Origin of the sequence: Bacteroides sp. AM16-13, assembly GCF_003602705.1 — a bacterium.
GTDB classification, from domain to species: Bacteria; Bacteroidota; Bacteroidia; order Bacteroidales; family Bacteroidaceae; genus Bacteroides; species Bacteroides xylanisolvens.
Genome location: NZ_QTLK01000002.1, coordinates 56,438 through 77,618 on the forward strand (window position 1 = coordinate 56,438; position 21,181 = coordinate 77,618).

16 protein-coding genes are annotated in these 21,181 nt (G+C 41.2%); 3 read left to right on the top strand and 13 right to left on the bottom strand.

The window, feature by feature from the left end; all coding sequences use genetic code 11:
* Positions 1 to 88: 88 nt before the first annotated feature.
* The 6 genes from DW173_RS01730 to DW173_RS01755 all read right to left on the bottom strand — a co-directional run bounded on the left by DW173_RS01730 (position 89) and on the right by DW173_RS01755 (position 9,934).
* Complete coding sequence (locus tag DW173_RS01730; RefSeq protein ID WP_008022313.1) at positions 89 to 2,710, bottom strand: carboxypeptidase regulatory-like domain-containing protein; 2,622 nt, start codon at positions 2,708 to 2,710, stop codon at positions 89 to 91.
* A 124-nt stretch (positions 2,711 to 2,834) separates the two neighbouring features.
* Positions 2,835 to 3,809, bottom strand: a complete 975-nt coding sequence (locus DW173_RS01735) for a FecR family protein (protein ID WP_120143523.1) — start codon at positions 3,807 to 3,809, stop codon at positions 2,835 to 2,837.
* Between the two features lie 98 nt (positions 3,810 to 3,907).
* Positions 3,908 to 4,459 carry an RNA polymerase sigma-70 factor gene (locus DW173_RS01740; protein ID WP_008647509.1) on the bottom strand — a complete coding sequence of 184 codons (552 nt, stop codon included), beginning with the start codon at positions 4,457 to 4,459 and terminating at the stop codon, positions 3,908 to 3,910.
* Between the two features lie 100 nt (positions 4,460 to 4,559).
* Entirely contained in the window at positions 4,560 to 4,805 is a 246-nt protein-coding gene (locus DW173_RS01745) for a DUF3098 domain-containing protein (RefSeq protein WP_120143525.1), read from the bottom strand.
* Between the two features lie 11 nt (positions 4,806 to 4,816).
* Positions 4,817 to 7,951 carry a DUF2723 domain-containing protein gene (locus tag DW173_RS01750; protein WP_120143527.1) on the bottom strand — a complete coding sequence of 1,045 codons (3,135 nt, stop codon included), beginning with the start codon at positions 7,949 to 7,951 and terminating at the stop codon, positions 4,817 to 4,819.
* An 879-nt stretch (positions 7,952 to 8,830) separates the two neighbouring features.
* Positions 8,831 to 9,934 carry a tetratricopeptide repeat protein gene (locus DW173_RS01755; RefSeq protein WP_087319025.1) on the bottom strand — a complete coding sequence of 368 codons (1,104 nt, stop codon included), beginning with the start codon at positions 9,932 to 9,934 and terminating at the stop codon, positions 8,831 to 8,833.
* 253 nt (positions 9,935 to 10,187) lie between these two features.
* Here DW173_RS01755 and DW173_RS01760 point away from each other — a divergent pair, with 253 nt between their 5' ends.
* The gene (locus tag DW173_RS01760) at positions 10,188 to 10,811 is read left to right on the top strand and encodes an HAD family hydrolase (RefSeq protein ID WP_087319026.1); all 624 of its coding nucleotides are present in this window, start codon (positions 10,188 to 10,190) and stop codon (positions 10,809 to 10,811) included.
* 34 nt (positions 10,812 to 10,845) lie between these two features.
* The gene (locus tag DW173_RS01765) at positions 10,846 to 11,655 is read left to right on the top strand and encodes an SDR family oxidoreductase (protein WP_087319027.1); all 810 of its coding nucleotides are present in this window, start codon (positions 10,846 to 10,848) and stop codon (positions 11,653 to 11,655) included.
* Positions 11,656 to 11,805: 150 nt separating this feature from the next.
* On the opposite strand, the gene DW173_RS01770 is transcribed toward DW173_RS01765, so the two are convergent.
* From DW173_RS01770 to DW173_RS01780, 3 genes are read right to left on the bottom strand one after another with little or no spacing between them, the layout of a single operon-like run.
* A complete protein-coding gene (locus DW173_RS01770; RefSeq protein WP_004296021.1) occupies positions 11,806 to 12,534 on the bottom strand; it encodes a DUF6064 family protein in 729 nt (242 codons plus the stop codon).
* Between the two features lie 11 nt (positions 12,535 to 12,545).
* Positions 12,546 to 13,031 (bottom strand): threonine/serine exporter family protein, encoded by a 486-nt coding sequence (locus DW173_RS01775; protein WP_004318282.1) that lies wholly within the window; start codon positions 13,029 to 13,031, stop codon positions 12,546 to 12,548.
* A 1-nt stretch (position 13,032) separates the two neighbouring features.
* Positions 13,033 to 13,800 (bottom strand): threonine/serine exporter family protein, encoded by a 768-nt coding sequence (locus tag DW173_RS01780; RefSeq protein ID WP_008775697.1) that lies wholly within the window; start codon positions 13,798 to 13,800, stop codon positions 13,033 to 13,035.
* Positions 13,801 to 13,877: 77 nt separating this feature from the next.
* Between DW173_RS01780 and DW173_RS01785 the strand changes: the two genes are divergently transcribed.
* Positions 13,878 to 15,131, top strand: a complete 1,254-nt coding sequence (locus DW173_RS01785; protein WP_117808873.1) for an MFS transporter — start codon at positions 13,878 to 13,880, stop codon at positions 15,129 to 15,131.
* 118 nt (positions 15,132 to 15,249) lie between these two features.
* On the opposite strand, the gene DW173_RS01790 is transcribed toward DW173_RS01785, so the two are convergent.
* The 4 genes from DW173_RS01790 to DW173_RS01805 all read right to left on the bottom strand — a co-directional run bounded on the left by DW173_RS01790 (position 15,250) and on the right by DW173_RS01805 (position 21,147).
* Entirely contained in the window at positions 15,250 to 15,501 is a 252-nt protein-coding gene (locus DW173_RS01790) for a hypothetical protein (protein WP_004309749.1), read from the bottom strand.
* 82 nt (positions 15,502 to 15,583) lie between these two features.
* The gene (locus tag DW173_RS01795) at positions 15,584 to 16,135 is read right to left on the bottom strand and encodes an RNA polymerase sigma factor (protein WP_165861914.1); all 552 of its coding nucleotides are present in this window, start codon (positions 16,133 to 16,135) and stop codon (positions 15,584 to 15,586) included.
* 176 nt (positions 16,136 to 16,311) lie between these two features.
* Positions 16,312 to 19,434: a DUF6298 domain-containing protein gene (locus DW173_RS01800; RefSeq protein ID WP_120143528.1), complete on the bottom strand. Its 3,123-nt coding sequence runs from the start codon at positions 19,432 to 19,434 to the stop codon at positions 16,312 to 16,314.
* A 30-nt stretch (positions 19,435 to 19,464) separates the two neighbouring features.
* The gene (locus tag DW173_RS01805) at positions 19,465 to 21,147 is read right to left on the bottom strand and encodes a polysaccharide lyase (RefSeq protein ID WP_004314326.1); all 1,683 of its coding nucleotides are present in this window, start codon (positions 21,145 to 21,147) and stop codon (positions 19,465 to 19,467) included.
* Positions 21,148 to 21,181 lie beyond the last annotated feature (34 nt).

Consider the following 21,181-nt stretch of genomic DNA (forward strand, 5'->3'; position numbering starts at 1 on the left):
TTACAGATTGTTATACCATAATTACTGAAAGCAGTTGTCTGTTGGGTGTCAGTCTATTGTGTGAACAAACCTTTTCTTATTCAGTGCCTTAGAAATAAATTTTGTAGCTGATGTTCGGAATCAATCCCGATCCGTCTTTTTCTTCTACTACGCTTGTTCTTTCATTGTATTCATAGAAATGCATTCCGGTGCGCATACCTACATTCAGTATCTTTAGAGAGAACTCGTGAGACACTCTTTTCTTATTGATCCGGAAGCTGATAGAAACATCGCCGTTAATGGAAGGATTGAAACGTTTGGTGTATGCCTTGCTTTCGTCAAAAACGATGTCGCGTTCTTCCTGGCTTTTTTCTTCATCCACAGGAGTGTAGCGTCCCCCTCCCTGAAAAAACAGGCGTCCGTTTATACTTAATACATTTTGTTTGAGCCTGCCGACCATCCATTCTTTTCCGGCGAGCAAGTTCACTAAATAACTTTTGTCCAGTCTTGTATTTCGCCAGATACGGTCTCCTCCCCTATACTTCGACTTGAATAATGAACCTGTAATCATATAGTAGAAGCCATTTTTCATATACTGCTCCAATGTTATATCTATTCCATAGTTTTTCGCTGTTCCGGTGCTTGTTAGAATCCGGTCTAAATAGAATTCTTCGTAATTAATAATCGAAAAAGAAGAATTCTGTTCCACCGGTATGTGGAACAGGTATTGATAATAGGGTTCTATTTTCAGATGTAGACTTTGATTAATATTCCAGTCATAAGTAAATCCGAAATGATGTGCCTTAGAAAAATCCAGGTATCGGTTTGATTCCTTTTTACCATTGATTACCTGTTCGACAAAATAATAATCGAGCCTTTCCCTATGGCTGTGCAAACCGTAAGCTACCGCTAAAGAATGTGCAGGATTTATTTTCCATTTAAGTGCGACTCTCGGTTCTATCGACCAGTTCTTGTTTAAAGTAAAGTATTGTCCGGTAACTCCCAAACTGGTTGTCAGGTTATTGCTCAAGTTGATTACGGAACTACTATATGCCGAGAGGACTGTACTTTCTCCACTGCCTTTCGATATTTGTTCCATAGGTTTGTTTAATCCCAAATAAGGGCTGACTTTGTAATCAAGATCATATTTAAGTTCCGTAATGGTAATCCCTGTTCTGTTGGTATGCCTCGGACTGAATTTCTTATTCAGATATGAATTGAATACTAAATTCCATCTGCTATTCTGAATATCTGCTACATTAATAATAGCGTCGTCGGTATGTAAGTCCGCCAATGAACGGTCTTTGGAATAGGTAGCGGATAGAGAAGAACGGATATAAGTATTTTCATCCAGTACATATTTGTGCGCTAAGCCACCTGCCAGTTTTTCCAGTTTATTATATCCCGACGACCGGTCTCCCATCGTTTCCCATTCGGAACGTTCCAAAACATCTGCTTTATTTCTGTCTATCAATCCTAATCCCCAGATCGAAAAGGTTCCAGCTTTACGTGTGGGAAAATTTAGTTTGAAGGCTAAATCCTGATATTTCAGGTTGATGTCATTACCCGATGCCAGTGAAGTAGTAGAAAAGCGATAATTCACCAGATAGGAACTTCCCCGTTTTTTATTGATAGGACCTTCCGAAGCTAAATCTATGCCCATGAGTCCGACCTGAAAGGCGTGTTCGTACTTCTGATTGTTACCATTGCGCAAATGCATATCGAAAACACCTGATAGGGCATTACTGTATTCCGCCGGGAAAGCTCCGTTGTAGAAATCGGAGTTGCCGATGACTTGCGTACTCAAAGCGGACAGGAATCCTCCTCCCAAGCCTGATAAATCAGCAAAGTGAGTAGGATTAGGTATTTCAATTCCCTCCAGTCTCCATTGTGTAAATTGCGGGGCATTTCCCCGGATGGCAACCGCATTAGTACCGACATCTCCTGCTACACCTGCAAATGCAGAACTTAACCGTGCAGGATCGTCAAAACCATTGGCAAATCGGGACGCTTCTTCAATACTAATCATACGTCCTCCTGTGATAGCCATTGGGTTGACAGTCCGGTCTTTTTTTATTTCCGGCTTGATAAGTACTTCAGCCAAATCTTGTACATTCTCATCCATAGGAATCTCTACAAATACTTCTTTGGATGAAGTGACAGATACTTCGCTGATGATACTTGGGCGATACCCCATAAAAGATGCCTGAATATTATAACGACCCACCGGGACATTATTAATCCGGAAATTTCCCCGTCCGTCAGTCGAACCTCCCCGTGAGGGATCTTCTGCTATACAGACGGAGGCATATTCTATGGGCGTATTGGTTTTGGAGTCAACAACGATTCCTCTTATGGTTTGAGTCAGTTTTTGTGTATCATTGTTGGCGGGCTTTTGCTTGTTATCCTGCGAAGAAATAATAATATGATATCCTTTTATCTTATATACATATCCGGTTTCCTTCAATAGTTGAGCCATAGCTTTGTCAATGGTTACATTTTTGAATGATAAAGAGTGCTTCTTTTCGATATTCAGGTTCGATTGTTCATAAGCGATGCTATATCCGGTTTGTGTTTCAATTTGTGCAAAAGCCTCTTTTAATGAGATATTTTTATTTTGTATGGTAATCTTTTTATCTTTATTCTGTGCAATAGTTGTAAGAGATAGAAAAGTAAAAAATAAAAAAATGGCGAGCTTACCTGCCCGTTTATTTGTATTTATTCGATTCATTATTCTATATTTGTATGTTGATACTTCATTTTACGTCACTTGTTGAATGAGGGTAGACATTTCAGAACTGGGAAGAGGGTCTCAAGCTGCTTCCCGGTTCTTTTTATTCATAGGCTGTTTCTTTTTATTGTCGGGTTAATACTATTTTCTTTTCATATTGCTGATAATCAAAGCCGATGATATCTTTCAATATATTCAGTATTTCATTCAGACCTTCATCTTTCAGAAACTTAACCGTATATCGTTTGGATGCGGGGATAATTGCTGTATTATCAATAGTGGTGTTATAGTGCCTTTCCAAGGTTCGGAATATTTCTCCGGCGCTGGCATTGGTAAATACTAGTTTTCCCGCCATCCAACAATTTGTATCATTCGTATCTATCACTGATATGTGAATATCTGATGATTTTTTGTCGTATGTAAGCTGCTCATCGGGCTTTAGTATATGGGGAGGTTGAGACCGGACACTCACTTCCACCTTACCGCTAGTCAATGTAGTCGTTATTTTCTCATCATTAGGATAGGCTTTCACATTGAACCTGGTTCCAAGAACTTTCACAGAGAGTTGGGAGGTTTCTACAATAAAAGGACTTACAGTATCTTTTTTGACAGAGAAATAAGCTTCACCGTCAAGCATGACCAAGCGTTTATCTTTGGCAAAAGTTTCCGGGTATAAAATGCTACTTCCCGCGTTCAACCATACTTCCGAACTGTCTGGTAAGATCAGGCGTTTCTGTTCTCCGTAGGCAACGGATACTTCTATCATTTCGTTTTGGGGAGAAAGATAGTAGAACATTCCTCCTGCAAATAAAAACAAAGGAATAATAACGGCGGCAATACGGGCAAATTTCTGATAAGAAACTATGTTGGTCAGATGTTCCTTATTATATCCTGTTCTTAAATTTACCCGTTCCAATGAAGCATAAGTATTTGAATCGGCTTCTACGTCCAATTCATTCCAAAAATCCAGTGAAGCTTTAGCTTTCGCCTGCTGATTTTTATCTTTGATGATCCACTTCTGCACTTTTTCTTCCGTTTCGGATGGAAAACGGGCGGAGAGGAACATTTTGATGATTTTACTGATATTACTTTTCTTCATTTTTGCTGCACTTTACTATATATACAGTTTGGTGGCAAAAAGCTCAATAAGAAAATAGAAGTTTTTTTGAAAAAAACAGGATGAAGACGAAAATGATCCTATAACAATGATACCAAAAAACATGAAATCACCTTCCGTATTTCTTTCAAAGCAAGGCTTAACTGGCTTTCAACATTTCTTTTGGTAGTATTCAGGCGTTCGGCAATCTCGGCATTGGATAGTCCTTCGTTACGGCTCAATGTATAAATCATTCTCCGTTGTTCGGGCATTCCTCCGACAAGTTTGTCAATCAGCATTTCCAGTTCCTTGGCAATAAGGTCTTCTTCGGAAGTAGAGCTATATTCTGTATCTTGGTTGTTGTTCAGATAGGCATCACACACATATTTATGTTTCAGGAAGTTGATGGCTGCATTTCTGGCAATGGTGTGCAAATAAGAATTGAATGATTTGGATGTATCAATGGAATGACGATTGATCCAAAGATTAACAAATAAATCCTCTGTCAGCTCTTCTGCATCGGGCTCCGATTTTATATATCCGTCAATGAATGTTTTGGTTTTGTTGTAGTATGCTATAAAAATAGTCTCAAAGGCCTTGTGATTCCCATCCTGAAAGGCCTCCAGCGTTTTTATATCAATGTTATTACTCATACTATTTCCCAACTTTCATTTCATTAGGACAAAAGAAACAATAATTTATCTTATATGAATGCTCTTTTTTGAAATATTAATGATATTAGGAGGATTTATTTTATTTTAATGGCCGGTAAAGAATACCAAATACATTCAGCAGATAGCCTAACAAACAGACTAAAGGGGCAATACGTATGCGTGTTTCGCTAAATATATCGGGATGATAGGCGGCAAGGGTACTCCCCTCGCCGCTCATCAATATATATCCTGCGATAATCAATATCGAACCGCTTATTAAAATGATGTAATTCCTTCTGCTTAATACAGTTTTCTGTTCTTTCTCTTTTACTATTTTCGTTTTCATCTTTCTTGAGTTTAGTTTTGATAATTCATTAGTTGAGCGAGTCGCATGTATTTCTCTTCAAACTGCTGATTACTCTGTTTATACCTCTCTTTATCCATATCTTTTAGTAATTCATTACACTGATTCCACTGCCAGAACTTATACAGGCAATCCCGTTGAACCATCGCTATCCGGCTATCTCCCAACGAGAAAGCCCAGTCGATATAATCTCTCGATTCTGCTATCAGATCATTCAATAAAGTGATCGCTTTCCCGGTTTCTCCTATGGAGGCATAAGCTGTGGCTATCTCATACGAACCACTCTCGTATACTTGAGGTACATTATACGCCGGAATAGCTTGTTCGGCATACGCCAATACTTTTTGGGCACGGGCATTGTCTCCTTGTTTCACCAGTTCTTTAGCCAGTTGGGCAAAGAGTCTTCGGTGGGAGTAGCAGATGCGCATAGTCGTTTCGTCCAGATAAAGTCCGGGAGTATCTAATCCTCCATATTTATATCTGTTCATCACATTCTCGTAGAATTTCTCCGTATCTATTGCATATCCATTGTCCCCTTCCGCGTCTCCCCATTTTTTATAATTAAACGGGGTAAACCGGAATGCCAATCCTTCCTGGACAAAGTAATCATCAAACTTCAATTTAGTGGCATTTCCCACCGAGATAGCCATGTATAACGGACGTTCCCAGTTGCAGTTAGCCAATATTTCGAGTATGAGCAAATCTACTTTAGTCAGCAGACGTATATCTTTCAGAGAAATAGATAGTTTATCCGGTATCGCATTTTTCAATTCTTCTCCTTTTAAATGACGAATGGCTTTAGGTAGCATCATTCCCGAACGAAGCACTGCATCCTTATCGATGTGAATATTTATCGTATCGGTAGGTATCACATGAAATTCCTGCTTCTCTGCAAATACCCAATGTTTCAAGATGTTCTTTATCTCATACGGATCATCTCCAAAACTGTCACGGGCTTCTTCGGGATGCTTTTGATACAGTTCTTCTATTTGTTTTTTCAACTCCGGACGAACGGCTACATATTCGTTTTTTCCCTCTTGATATTGATTTTGTTTCCAGCTGATCGGTAGTCCGGGAGCATTGTATAGAGGACATTGTTGCTGATAAATATACCAGTCGGTTTGCGCATAACTTAAGTTGCAGATGCGTGCATCTCTGCGTACCTCTTCCGTGTCTTGATTATACCACAAAGGGAACGTATCATTGTCTCCATTACAGAATATGATCGGATTTCCTGTATCGGAAAGCGTCATTAGATAATTAGCCCCAAAGTCACGGCAGGTATATCGGTTGCTCCGGTCGTGATCGTCCCAAGTCTGGCTCGCCATTTGTGCGGGGATGAGCAGGCAAAGCAGCATGAGTAAGCTGACCGGGAGAACTTTAAAGTGCTTCCGACGAAGCATATCACAGCATCCGGCAGCTCCCATCCCGATCCAGATAGCGAAGGCATAGAACGAACCTGCATACGCATAATCCCGTTCGCGAGGTTGTCCGGGAGTCTGATTCAGATAGAGCACAATCGCCAATCCGGTCATAAAGAAAAGGAAAAACAAGACACTGAACTGTTGCTTGCCTTTCTTTCCACGTGCCCATTGCCAATAGATACCAAGTAGTCCTAATAATAACGGCAAACCATAGAAAACATTGTGCCCTTTATTCTGACGCAAAGATTCCGGTAAAAGCTTCTGATCCCCCAAGCGCAGGTTGTCAAGCCAGGAAATTCCTGTAATCCAGTTGCCGTGTTCCGGTTCACCGCTTCCTTGAATATCATTCTGCCGTCCGACAAAATTCCATAGGAAATAACGTACATACATGTAGTTGAGTTGGTATGTAATGAAATAAGTCAGGTTCTCTTTTTGTGTGGGTACATCATTCGTGCTTCCCGACCATCCTTTATAAGAAGCAGCCAAACGATCATTCCACATTCGCGGAAACAACATATTTTGAGTGTAGCACACATTTTCTTTATAGCCGATGATTTTATACTTGCCTTCTTTTCTATCCGGCCGATATATGGCACTGCCTTTTTCTGTTTTCACTTTGTAATAGTCTCCTTCGGGCACATACTCCGGTTCGGAAGCGTAGGTTCTTCCATAAAGTAAAGGGGCACTTTCATACTGTTCGCGATTCAGGTAGCTTTTGAGCGTGAAAATATTATCCGGTGCATTTTCATTAAGCGGTGTATTGGCATTGGCACGAATCAATATGACCGCATAAGTGGTATATCCTATGGTGAGCATGAGCAGGCACCATAAACCGGTATGTACTATGCGTTTTCTGAATCGGTAGATGGTTCCTATCAACAAAGACAGGACTAAAGTCAGAAAAATGATTAATCCTGTTTGGAAAGGAAATCCCAATACATTGACGAAGAATAGCTCGAACCATCCTCCCATATCAGCCATTCCGGGTATATAAACAAAGAGAATCAATACAATAAGAAGACCGGACAGCGCAATCGTTCCGATCACTCCCTTGAGTGATACAGCTTGGTATTTCCGGTAATAGAACACCAATACAATAGCAGGAATACAAAGCAGATTGAGCAGGTGTACTCCGATGGAAAGTCCTATAATATAGGCTATCAGGATAATCCAGCGGTCGCCGGATATTGAATCTGCTTCGTCCTGCCAGCGAAGAATCATCCAAAAAACCAAAGCTGTGAGGAAGGAAGAGAAGGCATATACTTCACCCTCTACCGCACTGAACCAGAATGTATCACTGAAGGTGTAAGCCAAAGCTCCTACAAATCCTGCTCCTAAAATGATAATTACGTCGGTTGTTGATAGCTTCCGTGCATCATCCGTAAGTATGCTTCGCACCAATCGAGTAATACTCCAAAAAAGAAACAAGATGCACCCTGCACTTAACAGTGCATTTAAAAAGTTGACCATGCGCGATACCTGCGAAGCATCGGACGCAAACTGGGTGAATAGATTCCCGACAAGCATATAGAAAGGTGCTCCCGGTGGATGACCAACTTGTAGCTTTTCGGCACATGAAATAAATTCGGGACAATCCCAAAAACTTGCGGTAGGTTCAATAGTCATTCCATACACAAAAGCTGCTATCAGAAAGACAATCCAACCTCCTAAATCGTTTCCTCTTTTAAATAATAAGTAACTCATTGTTCTGTCATTTTTTTGTTTGCAAAGTTACAGAACATGCATATATGATAAGTGTTTTTAGTCGGACAGATACGGACAGGATGATTTTGTAATTTATTGATATTCAGACTTAATAGGAGTCTAAATACAGACAAAAGCAGACAGCATATATATAGGGGAAAATTATTTATTCTGTAATTTCATTGTTTCTTCAATTTTAGCTTATTTCTGCACGGGTTTTCACCACAGAGGACACAGAGGGTACAGAGGTGAATTTTATTCATGACTTACAGTTTTGAGCATAATTGTGATGCGTAATCCTCTACTATAAAGTTGAAAAACGTAAAAACATCTGCCACCTGCAACGAAAAGCGTGTAATGCACTAGTTGATAAATAGTTGGAGCGTTGCAGATACCTGCGGCAGATAGGTTGCAGATACTTTATCTGCAACACAGTATAAACTTTACATAAGCTAATTCTCTAGGAGTGCAAAAGTTTATTTGAATACATAACTTCCTGTTTCCAGGCGGGGAATTGTCGTTTCCTGCATTAGAAACTACAGTTTCCACGGTAGGAAACGAGAGTTTCCAAGGCAGGAAACTACAGTTTCTACGTAAGGATACTGTCGTTTCTCCGTAGAGACACTACAAATTATCCATAGAGCCATCCCAATTATCCCATAGCTTTGCATAAAGGAATCAAGGCTTTTTCTTTGATTATATAACGTGTTGCAGATAAAGTATCTGCAACCTATCTGCCGCAGGTATCTGCAACGCTCCAACTATTTGTCAACTAGTATATTACACGCTTTTCGTTGCAGGTGGCAGATGTTTTATGTTTTTTCAACTTTATAGTAGACAAAACTTTCATTCATTTCTGCACTGAAATAAATTTCTCCGTTAAAGTGGTGAAGCCCCCAATGACTTAACAATATCTTCCAATGATTCTTTCGAGTTTACCAGCATCAGTTTCTCCGTTTTTATTCTGGAAATTCTTCGTGTCAGCGTTTCGGTAGTAAGTTTCATTAAATCAGCAAAATAAGCCGGTTGAACTCCTTCCCGTAGAAAAGCACATACCCTTAAATCTTCTTCTGTGAGTTTTGGACTTATCTCTTTCAATTTAGAGACAAGTCCATAGACATTCTCTTGAAGTCGCAGCAACTCTGTCCAGTCTTTCTCGGAGAAAGAAGGGATTTTAGAAGACAAAACATTCCGTTCCTTAAACTGCCGTACTTTTGAGACAACCGGAGAACTTTCATAGATATGTAACTGAAGAGACTGATACTTCTCTTCGAGATGATTACATTGCAACATCAGCTTATCCGACTCGACATCTTTCTTCAGTATTTCCTCTTTGAAAAGATCCAGTTGGGAAAGTGCGTGCCGGTTTTTCTTCCAGAGTAGTCCAAGCAACAAAGACATCACACCAAACATACCTAAAGCAGAAGACAGAATGACCGAAGAATCACTTTTGTTATCGTTTAACATCAACTGACTGGCGTATGCCTTTCTTTCCATTTCCAGTGCTTCATCAAAGTTACCGTATTTCTGATAATAAAGACTACATCGTTTGCATATTTTTGCCAGATGATCGTATTCCTCTGTTTCTTTGGCAAGTTTGATTGCCTCCTTAAAGTGGATTTCTGCATCCTCTTTCTGTTCCAAATCACTTTCTACACAGGCAAGATAATAATATACTTTAGATTTTTGATATTCATCACCGTGTTTCTCATAATAAGATGCCGCCTGCCTAATCTGCTTATCAGAGGAATGAGGAATGTTTTTATCCTCGTTGAGCTGGGTACACAATAAATTATACTCTGCCAGTTGAGCCTCATTCATTTGGCTTGACTGAATAGTCTCAAGAATAATGGATGCTGTATCAGGGTCCTGCTCCATCAGTTGCGCAGCCTTGTCCAGCCCTTGCTTCACGCTCGTCCCTTCCGGATGACAGGCAGCCAGTGAAAGGAGCATCATATACAATAAAATTCGAAGATTATTCATAACTCTATTTTTGTCTTTGCAAAGGATTGATTGGATTTGCAAATATAAAAAATAATCGGCATTTATGCTTCTATAAGTTACACAAAATATAGTGACGCTATTCTGTTCTTATAGTGACACTATCCTTGCTAAATGGCGTCACTATCCTGACAGGATAGCGTCACTATGTTTTTTTGACAAATATCAAGCCGTTGCGGGCTATTAATTAAGAAGATAAGCCGTATCTTTGTAGCAAACAAGAAAATTATATATCATGATTAAAAACATTGTATTTGATTTTGGAGGAGTGATTGTAGATATTGATCGTGACAAAGCGGTTCAGGCATTTATCAAACTGGGACTGGCAGATGCTGATACCCGGCTGGATAAATATCACCAGACCGGCATCTTTCAAGAACTGGAAGAAGGAAAGCTAAGCGCGGATGAGTTTCAGAAACAACTGGGGGATTTATGTGGTCGTCCATTGACGATGGAGGAAACCAAACAGGCATGGCTGGGCTTTTTCAATGAAGTGAATCTAAATAAACTCGATTATATATTGGAATTGAGAAAGTCTTATCATGTGTATATTCTAAGTAATACCAATCCTTTTGTTATGTCGTGGGCATGCAGCCCCGATTTCTCATCGAAGAAAAAGCCGTTGAATGATTATTGTGACAAACTATATTTGTCTTATCAGGTCGGTCACACGAAACCTGCACCCGAAATTTTCGAATTTATGGTGAATGATTGTAATATCATTCCTTCCGAAACATTATTTGTAGATGACGGCGCTTCAAATATCCATATAGGCAAGAAACTCGGATTTGAAACGTTCCAACCGAAGAATGGTGCGGATTGGCGGGAAGAAATGACTGCTATCTTGGAGAAACGATAATTGAGCAGTTAGTACCATACCGCAAATAAAAAATATGCAACCACAAGTCATACTTATCACCGGAGCATCTTCCGGATTCGGCAAGATTACCGCTCAAATGTTATCGGAACGTGGGCACATCGTTTATGGAACAAGCCGGAAACCTTCCGAAGACATGAATCAAGTAAAGATGCTTGTTGTCGATGTTACCAATTCCTTTTCCGTTTGTCAAGCCGTAGAGAGGATTCTATCGGAGCAGGGACGGATTGATGTATTGATTAATAATGCTGGAATAGGTATCGGCGGCGCATTGGAACTTGCCACTGAAGAAGAAGTGAATATACAAATGAATACAAACTTCTTCGGTGTAGTGAATATGTGTAAAGCTGTTTTGCCATCTATGCGAAAGGCGCGAAAAGGCAAGATTATCAATATCAGTTCTATCGGTGGTGTAATGGGAATCCCCTATCAGGGATTTTATTCTGCTTCGAAATTTGCAGTGGAGGGATATAGCGAAGCATTAGCTTTAGAGGTTCATCCGTTCCATATAAAGGTTTGTGTAGTAGAACCGGGAGATTTCAACACCGGATTTACTGATAACCGGAATATTTCTGAACAGACAAGACTGGATGCCGATTACGGAGAAAGTTTTCTGAAATCATTAGAGATTATAGAAAAAGAAGAACGTAATGGATGCCATCCGCAGAAGTTGGGTGCTGCCATCTGTAAGATAGTGGAACGTACCAATCCTCCTTTTCGGACGAAAGTAGGTCCCTGGATACAGGTATTGTTTGCGAAGAGCAAAAAATGGTTGCCTGATGCAGTGATGCAGTATGCCTTACGGATATTCTACGCAATTAAGTAAACGATACGATATATAAAAGAAACTGTTCCCAAAGTTCCTAAAAGAAAAATCGTCCTTACTACAACCTATCGTAGTAAGGACGATTTTATAAGATCAAGGCTTTTTTGAACGGCCTCTTTTTTTGATTTGAATATCTTCTATGTTTCCGGATTAACCTTTCGGAACCAATTCCAAAAACATAGTAGTAGTCAGCAACACGGCCAGTCCGACGCAAACGCTTATCAACAGCCAATTGATATATTTGGCTTTCGGCTTGGTATCTGCATGAAGATTATTCAGGAAATACTCCCTAAAGAAAAGATACAGGCCGGGGATTGTGGCACTTGCCAACAAGAAATCTTCCGGAATCTGAAAGAAATATGTTTTGGATAATCCGATCAGTGACCAATGGCAAAGGAACAATACCAAAAACATATTGACCTTTTGTGCAAACAGCAATAATAATCCGATAGTAAACACCACTACCGAACAAGGCATGACCGGAGAAGTCATTTCCGGGAATGAGAGACCGCGTGCCAATGAAACCAAAGGGTATATAAAAGGCATTGCCAACAGGACATAAGACAGCAAATCATATTTGTGGGTACGTTCGAAGGTAGTATATCCCGTAATCGCATCCCATATCCAAATGATAGCCATCACACCCCAAAACATAGCCATTACTCCATTATAACTACGCTCTTCACAGTAGATATAATAGTAGACCAGAGAAATCCACGTATACAGACCTATCATATAGAACTTCATCGCCATTTTCACCCACGGACGTGGTCGACCGATAAGCAATCCGGTCAATGCAATGCCAATCAGAATGATAACTATCTGTAACAGCCAGGTAGCTGAATTATAATATGCAATTGTTCTCCAAAAAATCTCCATAAAAGTTCGTTTTAGTGTCTTGTTAATGAAAAGGCTCTATGTGGGAACAGGAACATCGGGAACGTAGCTCCTACCGCCAACATGAAAATCACTGTGCTTGCTATCAGAGTATTAGAGAAGAACATCGACATAAACTTGTCCAGCTTATCCGGATCATTCACATTTTGCAGACACATGATAAGTGAAAATACCATGTTGTATGCAAACTTTCCCGGAATCATAGGAAGTAACGCCGGAATGTACAATACTGTCATCGGGCAATATACCTTTTTCCCTAACCACAAACTACCGAAGCCGATGACTAATCCGGCAAACAACGAACCTGTGGCAATATCCACGCCTAAATAGGTCATCAAACAAAAACGACAGGCGTGTCCCAATGCTGCCAGTATGGCAATCATCTTGAATGCACGCAAAGGAGGATCGGAAATCGCCCCAAATCCTATACCTGCTACTGCTGCAAAAAATCCATCCGTAAGAATGTCAAGTGCTATCATATCAAATTAAACTGTTTTTTACCATTAATAATGTGAAGGAAAGTCCGATAGCGATGCTGACAATCAACAAAGAAGCCTCTGTCAGACGGGCAAATCCTGTTAATACATATCCCTCCACTATATCAATCACGCCATTAATCAAGGGAACCCCAGGCACAAGATAAAGCACGCTGGTTGCCATGGCAATCTCCGAAGTTGTATCGAAAATCAGTGCGGTAGAAGCACACAGGGAAGCAACAAAAGCCGAAACAATAAATACAACATAATGATTGATCTTTTTCGCCTGCATTTGTTGTTTCAGGTAGAATCCTGTAATGGTAGCCGAGAACACGATTCCCATCGAAATTAAATCACCGCCGAATAATTTACAGAAAGAGGCATTGGCAAATCCTACTAATAATAATACGAAAAGAGAGTGTATCCGCGGAGCAGAAATGATCTTCTTGTATTTATCTTTCAATTCTTCCAATGACAAATGATTGTCTACTGCTTCCCAGCTCAATGCGCTTAACTCTGAATTATGTTCAAAACTGATCGGGTGTGCAGGAATGTCTATAACCTCGTTACAAGCTTCGTTTGTTTCTTTGTCTATAATGGTCAGAATGATGTTTCTATGAAATACGCTTAATTTGACATCTAGTCCGAAAGCCTCTCCAATACGCTTTGTGTTGCGTACCACCCGCGAGGTGTGTACTCCGGCCCCCATTAAATGGGCTGAATATTCTGCAATAAATTTACCTATGGATAATAAAGATTCGCCTGTCTTCATGAATATGATATTTTTAAATCGGGCGCAAAAGTACAAAAAAAATAGATACCTTTGCCGCGATTAAAAATAAAAAATGCATGAATAACCAATTTACGCATCCTAAAGAGAGAATACGTTTTGCCATATTGACTTTTTTCTTTGCCCAAGGACTTTGTATGGCAAGTTGGGCCAGCCGAATCCCTGATTTCAAAGACGTTTTTGCCGCAAATTATGCTTTCTACTGGGGACTGATTTTATTTATGATCCCTGTCGGAAAATTTGTCGCGATCCCCTTGGCTGGTTATCTTGTTTCGAAGTTAGGAAGCCGGAGCATGGTACAGGTCAGTATCCTGGGATACGCTTCATCTCTGCTTTGCATCGGGCTGGCTCATGAGGTCTATCTTTTAGGCTTTCTGCTCTTCTGCTTCGGGGTGTGCTGGAATTTGTGTGATATATCATTCAATACACAAGGCATTGAGGTGGAACGTATCTATGGTAAAACCATTATGGCCACTTTTCATGGAGGATGGAGTCTGGGGGCATGTGCAGGAGCACTTATCGGCTTCGTGATGATTTTGGCAGGAGTCTCCCCCATCTGGCATTATACACTGATATTTATTATCATCCTTATAATTGCACTTTCCGGGCGGAAATATTTGCAGGAGAGCACACCGCAGGAAGCGGAAGTTTCTGATACAAAGACGCAGGAAAGAAATACAGCCAAAGCTCCCAATGGTTTTCGCCTGTTATTTCAAAAACCGGAAATGTTGCTTTTGCAGTTAGGACTTGTCGGACTGTTTGCGCTGATTGTAGAAAGCGCAATGTTCGACTGGAGTGCCGTTTATTTCGAATCAGTGGTTCACGTACCTAAATCATTGCAAATCGGTTTTCTTGTATTTATGATTATGATGGCAACGGGCCGTTTCCTGACTAACTATGCTTATCAGCTTTGGGGAAAGAAGAAAGTCCTGCAACTGGCGGGCAGCTTTATCTGCATCGGCTTTTTTGTTTCTGCCCTGTTAGGAGGAGTTTTCGAATCTATGGCCATGAAAGTAATCATCAATTCTTTAGGTTTCATGCTGGTCGGCTTGGGAATATCCTGCATTGTGCCTACTTTGTACAGCTTCGTGGGAGCCAAATCAAAAACACCGGTCAGTATTGCACTTACCATTCTGTCAAGTATCAGTTTTATAGGTTCGTTGATTGCTCCCCTGCTTATCGGTGCCATCTCGCAGGCGTTCGATATCCGTATCGCTTATATGATCATCGGCATATTGGGCGGATGCATCGTATTAATTGTCAGTTTCAGTAGTGCTTTCGATATTCAGGAATCCGGCGATAAACCTGAATAGAACAAATAAAAAACGCAGCCTTTCACAGTGTTTAAAATTAAACCTCCTGTGAAAGGCCGCGTCAATCTTTTAATGCCTTAACTAACCTAACTACTTTATCTTAACTATACTAACCTATCTACAAAATACCCGAAAAATCTTTTATACTACTAATAATCCTATCTTTCAATTCGTTATTTTCAACTATTGAGAAGCCACAGTCTACATTTGCCGGAGCCAATAATACAGCTTTAGCTTCTTCTGCATCTGCCATCTCTTCCGGGTGCTCTCTGAAATAAGTTTCCCATTGGGAAGCTGATTGCGGAGTTACCCCCAGCACATAGTTGATAAAATCATCATCCGTCAAAAAATCCATTACCTTTGAGCACATATCGCATCCTTTTTAAGCGTTTACATAAGTAGGACGGCGTTATCCTGTCTATGTACTCAACCCATTTACCTTTTTACTAAAATTAACTTGCCAGACTACGCAACTTTGTCAATCCGCGATGCATCAAGTTGCGTACAGACTGATAATTCATATTCATAATCTCGCAGATATCTTCGTATTTCTTTTCTTCTATATAATATAATGTAAGCGCTTCACGTTGGCGGGGAGATAATTGATCCAGCAGACGTCTAACCAATGAAAATTCATTCTTGCGTTGCTCTTCTTCCATATAATCATCTTCTACATCTGTAGGAGTGGATATGCTAACTTCTTCTACTGCCGTATCAGTCATATACATACGTCTGCGAAGTTCATCACACAACTTATTCTTTAAGGAGATGAATAAATAAGATCTCAAATTATCGATTGTTCCTAATTCATCTTTCTTTGTATAGAGTTTCACGAAGATGTCATGAATACAATCTTTCAGTAACTCTTTATCAATGGTCAACTTCAATCCGTAATTAAAAAGGACGTTGATGTGCAAGTTATACAGCTGTGAAAAAGCTGCCATGTTTCCCGCTTGAAAAGAAGCGAGCAAAGTGTCGGTTGAATGATTAGTCTGTTCCATCATAGCATTAATTCGATTGATTTGATGTTGCAAAACTAAGCAGTATCGACCGCAACGTTAGGTAAAATCTGGTTTGTGGATTGAAAAAACAAGTATCATGTTTTATAACACTCTTTTACTAGAAATTACCAATAAAAAGCAAAAATCCCGCTGAATGGTCTTCAACGGGATTCTTTGCTTTATAACTTATGGAACCAATAAATGCCTTCTTTCTTATCTGGCATCTTTAGATTGTATAAGCCATTTATTTCCAGTGATTTATTTATCGTTTCAATCTTTCCGGAAGCAGGATGAATGTACTTTAATACATACTTTCCGGACGATAATTGAACAGGAATTTCTGTTCCAGACTTGGAATAAATGATACTTCCAATATCAGATTTTACCATTTTCTTGTACTCATCCGTATTTGTTTCTTCCACTTCCATGGCTGCTGCATCCTTCAGGAACGCTTTATCTGTGCACGGAATTACAGGACATGAACCTCCCGCCATGAATACAGCCCATCCCATAGCCGGATAATTCTGTGCGTAGAATGTCACTGCCTTTTGAGGAAATTTCTGACGATACTCATTGACAGCTTTATATGCTTCTGTGAAAGTCACCTTTCCTACTTTCATCTTACGCATGTGCTGACGTGGCGCCATATTCTTTCCACCTTCCGGCGCAAAGATTCCATCCGTCTTATAATGCCAGTATCGAATATCAATAATATCTACTACGGCAGCGCGTTTAGGATCTGCAAGGATTGCATCCTGTACGTCTTTCGTTGTACTCAATGCCACTTTTGCTTTCTTTCCGTTTTCAGTTTCCCATTCGGCTATCACGTCCAACCAAAATTGTACGAAGTGCAACGGGCCTGTAAATTCGGCGCTTGTCAACTGAATAACATTCGAATTGTCCGCGAAGTTATTCAGGCATTGGCGGATATATTGTCTGTGCAGTTCACGACGGACAGGATGACTGATATCATAGAACATATCCGCTACAAAGATTCGTTTGTCTCCGGCAAATGGAGCAGGTTCAGGAAATCCGGTCTGATTGATGTTATTGCTGCTTCTCCATGGAGAATCTACCCAATGCGCACCGGCTTCCAATATATTGTGCTGGAAATAGTTTTCATGGAACAACAGCAGTCCGTCCTTATTTCCTTTTTCCGCAAATTCTTTTAAGCGGCTCCAGTACCATGCATTAGGGCGTTTCAAATCATATTTGCTCAATCCTTCCCATGCTGTTCCCTGACCGCTACGACCGAATGGCTGTTCATAGAAAGGTCCCCATACATCGCCATCCCGACGGCGAACCCGTTCGTGGTCATCCCGGCGACGATCATACCAAAGACCGTAATTCTGATCGAAAACAAGAATGTTTTTCTGTTTCATAAAGTCGACTACAGAATCAATGCGGTCGGTTAATCCCAATCCTTCGCGTCCCGGCACAAAGCGGGTGATGGCCGGACTTGCCTTTTTCAGATAATTGGTTTTGAGCTTTCCGTTCCACCAAGGGGTGGTATGACTACCTCCAACCAATAGAGCTCCGTCCATCTGAATACGTCCATTGGTTACAGTTACTTCCGGTTGGGTTAATAATTTAGCAGCAGAAAAAGAAGAAGAATTTGAAAGTGCAGCGCTCTTTTTCTCTTTAATATCATCAATTGATTTTACTCCGGTTGATGCCACCGAAGGAGCAAACTTATTATCACCTATCCAATGTTCCAACGTCAACCGTGAATTATATGCTTCTTTAGCGAGTTCCATAGCTACTTCCACTGTAGGACTACTGGTTGCACTTGTATTTCTGGGCAGAATACGTGCACGTTCTGCACATTCTTTGTTTAACCGTTCTTCCAATTGAGCATAAAAAATACTGCGAGGTTGTACATGATTGTTGGATTGTGCCCATTCACCGTCACCGGAGAATTGTGCCCAACAACCGTATGCACGGTTCATCGCATCTTTTGCCGGGGCATAACATTCGATTTCCGCTGCGGTACATTGCCAAAACAAGCTGTTTGCCGTATTCCAACCGGCTCCGTTTTTATCTTGTCCCAAATTCTTGAAAGTCAGGTTATGACCGTCGATATTTACTACGTCAAACAACAGTCCGCACGCCCAGGCATCAATAGAACCACTGAATCCCAAAGATTCATACGAATCACATTGTACAAAAGCGTTGGGACCGGCTGCACAATATCCGGCAGCAAAGTCATGAATACCCTGTTCCGAATAGCAGCGTTGAAATAAAGTTTGTTGTCCCAGCGTATGGAAAGTGCAACGACGCATCCCTCCGATTTCTGAAACGGGTTCTTTCGAGATACAGTCTTCAACGGTAATTTTGGAACCTGTACGCTGAACAATTACAGCACTTCCTGCAAAATGCTTGAAATTAACCAGTCTCACCCAACAGTTTTCCGCATCTTCAATGGAGATACCTGTCCAGCAATGATCCTCGTCTTTAGGATAACGTTTGTCGTAATCAGAAATCAGTGTCATATTTTCTACGCCACAATCGTGAATACGTCCGTTCCATTGATAAGTCAACAGGGAAGAAGTTCCATAGTTAGCATCCAAAGCTACGGTCAGCGGAGCATCCAGTGTTACCTGGTTGCCGTTTACTTCGCAGACTGTTCTGTCCCAAGTCAGATCCATGTCACCTTCTTTCCATCCCAAAGCACTGATACCTCCTCCAAAGATATCACAACCCAAAGAGGCAATCCATTCTTTGCCGGAAGGACGGGTAACCATGACGCGGTCTCCTTTTTTCAGAGAAACACCCGAAGCGACTTCCAATGTTCTCGCGTTTACCGGAACATAGTGGGAAAGCACCTTCAATGTGTCTTGCACATTCAGGTCGTCCACTCCTTCCATGTAGATAAGCGCACCTCTGTCTACGCCCTTTTTCAGCAGTATTGTTTTTTCTTTATCCGTACCCCGCAATACAATTCCGGATGCGGAGATACGAATACTGCCGGACAGGGAAAACTCTCCCTGATCGAGTAATACGGCTCCCCGAAAACCGGAAGCGTCAGGGGCCAGCGAAGCTACATAATCAATGGCACGTTGAATACGCGCAGTATTATCTCCGGCTTTCCAGGGTACAAACACCACATTGCGGACAGAAGGAATATCCTGTTCGGAGGATTTATATCCGCATGTAGAGAAATCGAGAATCCGGTTTCCCCGATCATCATTCAGGTAAGTGATCTGGTCATTCTTAACCTGTAAAGCAAAGGTTTGCGCATAACTTTGCACAAACCCAATGCTCAATAATCCTAAAAGGATTGTTCTTACTTGTATATTCATTACAATAAACTTTAATCTCTTTTCATCCGGTTACAACAGACTTTTCCGTTTAGACAATGTATCGTAATTGTTCTTCAAGTCTGTCCAATCCACTTTCTTTCTGGTGTCTATACCATTGATGTATTTTTCAATATTGGTATATCCGTCACCGTTGCAGTCCATGTTTGCGTCAGCCGGGTCGTTCGGATTCAATCCGTTGGCAATTTCCCAAGCATCCGGCATACCGTCGCCGTCCGAGTCTACTACCGCTTCACCTTTATATTCGGGCAGTCCGCCTACCTGACGAATATCTGTGATGATACCTTGCTTGTAAGAATCAGCCGGTAACCGTCTCTTCACGTAAGGAGAGACAAACTCCGGTGCATCTTTCGCATAAATGGCCTTTCCTGTTTGTACGGTTTTAATGACACGTGCATCTACTGCGTCACGTTTCGGAAAATTAGCTCCTACATTATCTAATACAAAGGTATAAGCTTTTTTGGTATCCATTACAGTTACCGGTGGCATTTTAAAAGCCTCGTCCGATTTAATTAGCGGCAGAAACTTTGCGGCGTCCACCTCTTCTTTAAGTTGTACGCCTCCGTCCCAATTATCTTTTGTAACTTTGGCATTGCCATGGATAATATTTCCATTTACGTATGCTTTTCCGAATGAAAGCGGTCTGTTTTTGTCACGTCCCGCTTCCGGTTTGAGAATACGATAAGAAATCGGTTTACCTATCGGAGTGATCGGACCGGGCTTGAAGTAGTTGTTTATCATATTGTAGAAACTGTTGTGATCGCCTCCGTCTACGGAACGGTTCCACCAGTTGAAAACAACATTATTGACGAAGTTAAAGTCGCCGTCCATACCTACCGAACTATTCCGGCTGATGTTGGAAGCAAAAAGATTACGGCAGAACATACTGTTATGCCCACCGATGGTTGCACCGAAAGCATGATTGTAGGTATCCAATGCTTCAGAGAAAATAGAATTCTGGATGGTAATGTTTACCGTCGGAAGTTTCAGCCCGTGTCCATCTGCCCCTCTGTTGTATACATGACGGTAGATAGACATGTTTTCATCCAATCCCCAACTGGCGGAGCAATGGTCAATCATGATATTTCCAACCGCATTCCCTCCTACTGCATCATCACGGAAAGCTACGTCCTGCGCACCGCGACGGAAGCGCATGTGGCGAATCACGACATCGTGTGTATCGATCAGGAAAGATTGTCCGGTGACGCAGATACCATCTCCGGGAGCTGTTTGTCCGGCAATCGTTACATAAGGGGCACGTACGCTAATCGGGCTTTTCAAACGAATCACTCCCGCTACATTGAATACAATAATACGTGCACCTCCCGTTTCGCAGGCTTCGCGTAATGTTCCGGGACCGGAATCTTCCAGCGAAGTGACCACGATCACTTTACCTCCACGACCACCGGGAGTATACATACCTCCGCCTTCCGCGCCGGGGAAAGCCGGGATATTACTTTTTATCAAATCTTCGGGTTTGGAGGCCCAAGGCTTATAGGGACGACCTTTCTTTGCTTCTTCTAACACTGTCGGCAAAGCTTTTTCCCATGCCGCATCCGATTTCCGTTCAAACTCCGCTTCTTGTTTTGCTCCTCTTGCTTTTACCGAGTCCGGAATTACAGGATACTGGGCTGCCACAGGTAGTACACAGGCAACCAGCATCCACGCTGATAATACTTTCTTAATGTTGTTCATTCTTTCGAATCTTAATTAGGTTTCTAAAAGGACG

Bases quoted from the DNA above. Each gene is read 5' to 3' on its own strand.
- DW173_RS01790 (WP_004309749.1), bottom strand. From the start codon at position 15,501: ATGTGCTCAAAGGTAATGGATTTTTTGACGGATGATGATTTTATCAAC.
- DW173_RS01730 (WP_008022313.1), bottom strand. From the start codon at position 2,710: ATGAATCGAATAAATACAAATAAACGGGCAGGTAAGCTCGCCATTTTT.
- DW173_RS01805 (WP_004314326.1), bottom strand. From the start codon at position 21,147: ATGAACAACATTAAGAAAGTATTATCAGCGTGGATGCTGGTTGCCTGT.
- DW173_RS01785 (WP_117808873.1), top strand. From the start codon at position 13,878: ATGAATAACCAATTTACGCATCCTAAAGAGAGAATACGTTTTGCCATA.
- DW173_RS01800 (WP_120143528.1), bottom strand. From the start codon at position 19,434: ATGAATATACAAGTAAGAACAATCCTTTTAGGATTATTGAGCATTGGG.
- DW173_RS01760 (WP_087319026.1), top strand. From the start codon at position 10,188: ATGATTAAAAACATTGTATTTGATTTTGGAGGAGTGATTGTAGATATT.
- DW173_RS01740 (WP_008647509.1), bottom strand. From the start codon at position 4,459: ATGAGTAATAACATTGATATAAAAACGCTGGAGGCCTTTCAGGATGGG.
- DW173_RS01780 (WP_008775697.1), bottom strand. From the start codon at position 13,800: ATGAAGACAGGCGAATCTTTATTATCCATAGGTAAATTTATTGCAGAA.
- DW173_RS01755 (WP_087319025.1), bottom strand. From the start codon at position 9,934: ATGAATAATCTTCGAATTTTATTGTATATGATGCTCCTTTCACTGGCT.
- DW173_RS01750 (WP_120143527.1), bottom strand. From the start codon at position 7,951: ATGAGTTACTTATTATTTAAAAGAGGAAACGATTTAGGAGGTTGGATT.
- DW173_RS01745 (WP_120143525.1), bottom strand. From the start codon at position 4,805: ATGAAAACGAAAATAGTAAAAGAGAAAGAACAGAAAACTGTATTAAGC.
- DW173_RS01735 (WP_120143523.1), bottom strand. From the start codon at position 3,809: ATGAAGAAAAGTAATATCAGTAAAATCATCAAAATGTTCCTCTCCGCC.
- DW173_RS01795 (WP_165861914.1), bottom strand. From the start codon at position 16,135: ATGATGGAACAGACTAATCATTCAACCGACACTTTGCTCGCTTCTTTT.
- DW173_RS01770 (WP_004296021.1), bottom strand. From the start codon at position 12,534: ATGGAGATTTTTTGGAGAACAATTGCATATTATAATTCAGCTACCTGG.
- DW173_RS01775 (WP_004318282.1), bottom strand. From the start codon at position 13,031: ATGATAGCACTTGACATTCTTACGGATGGATTTTTTGCAGCAGTAGCA.
- DW173_RS01765 (WP_087319027.1), top strand. From the start codon at position 10,846: ATGCAACCACAAGTCATACTTATCACCGGAGCATCTTCCGGATTCGGC.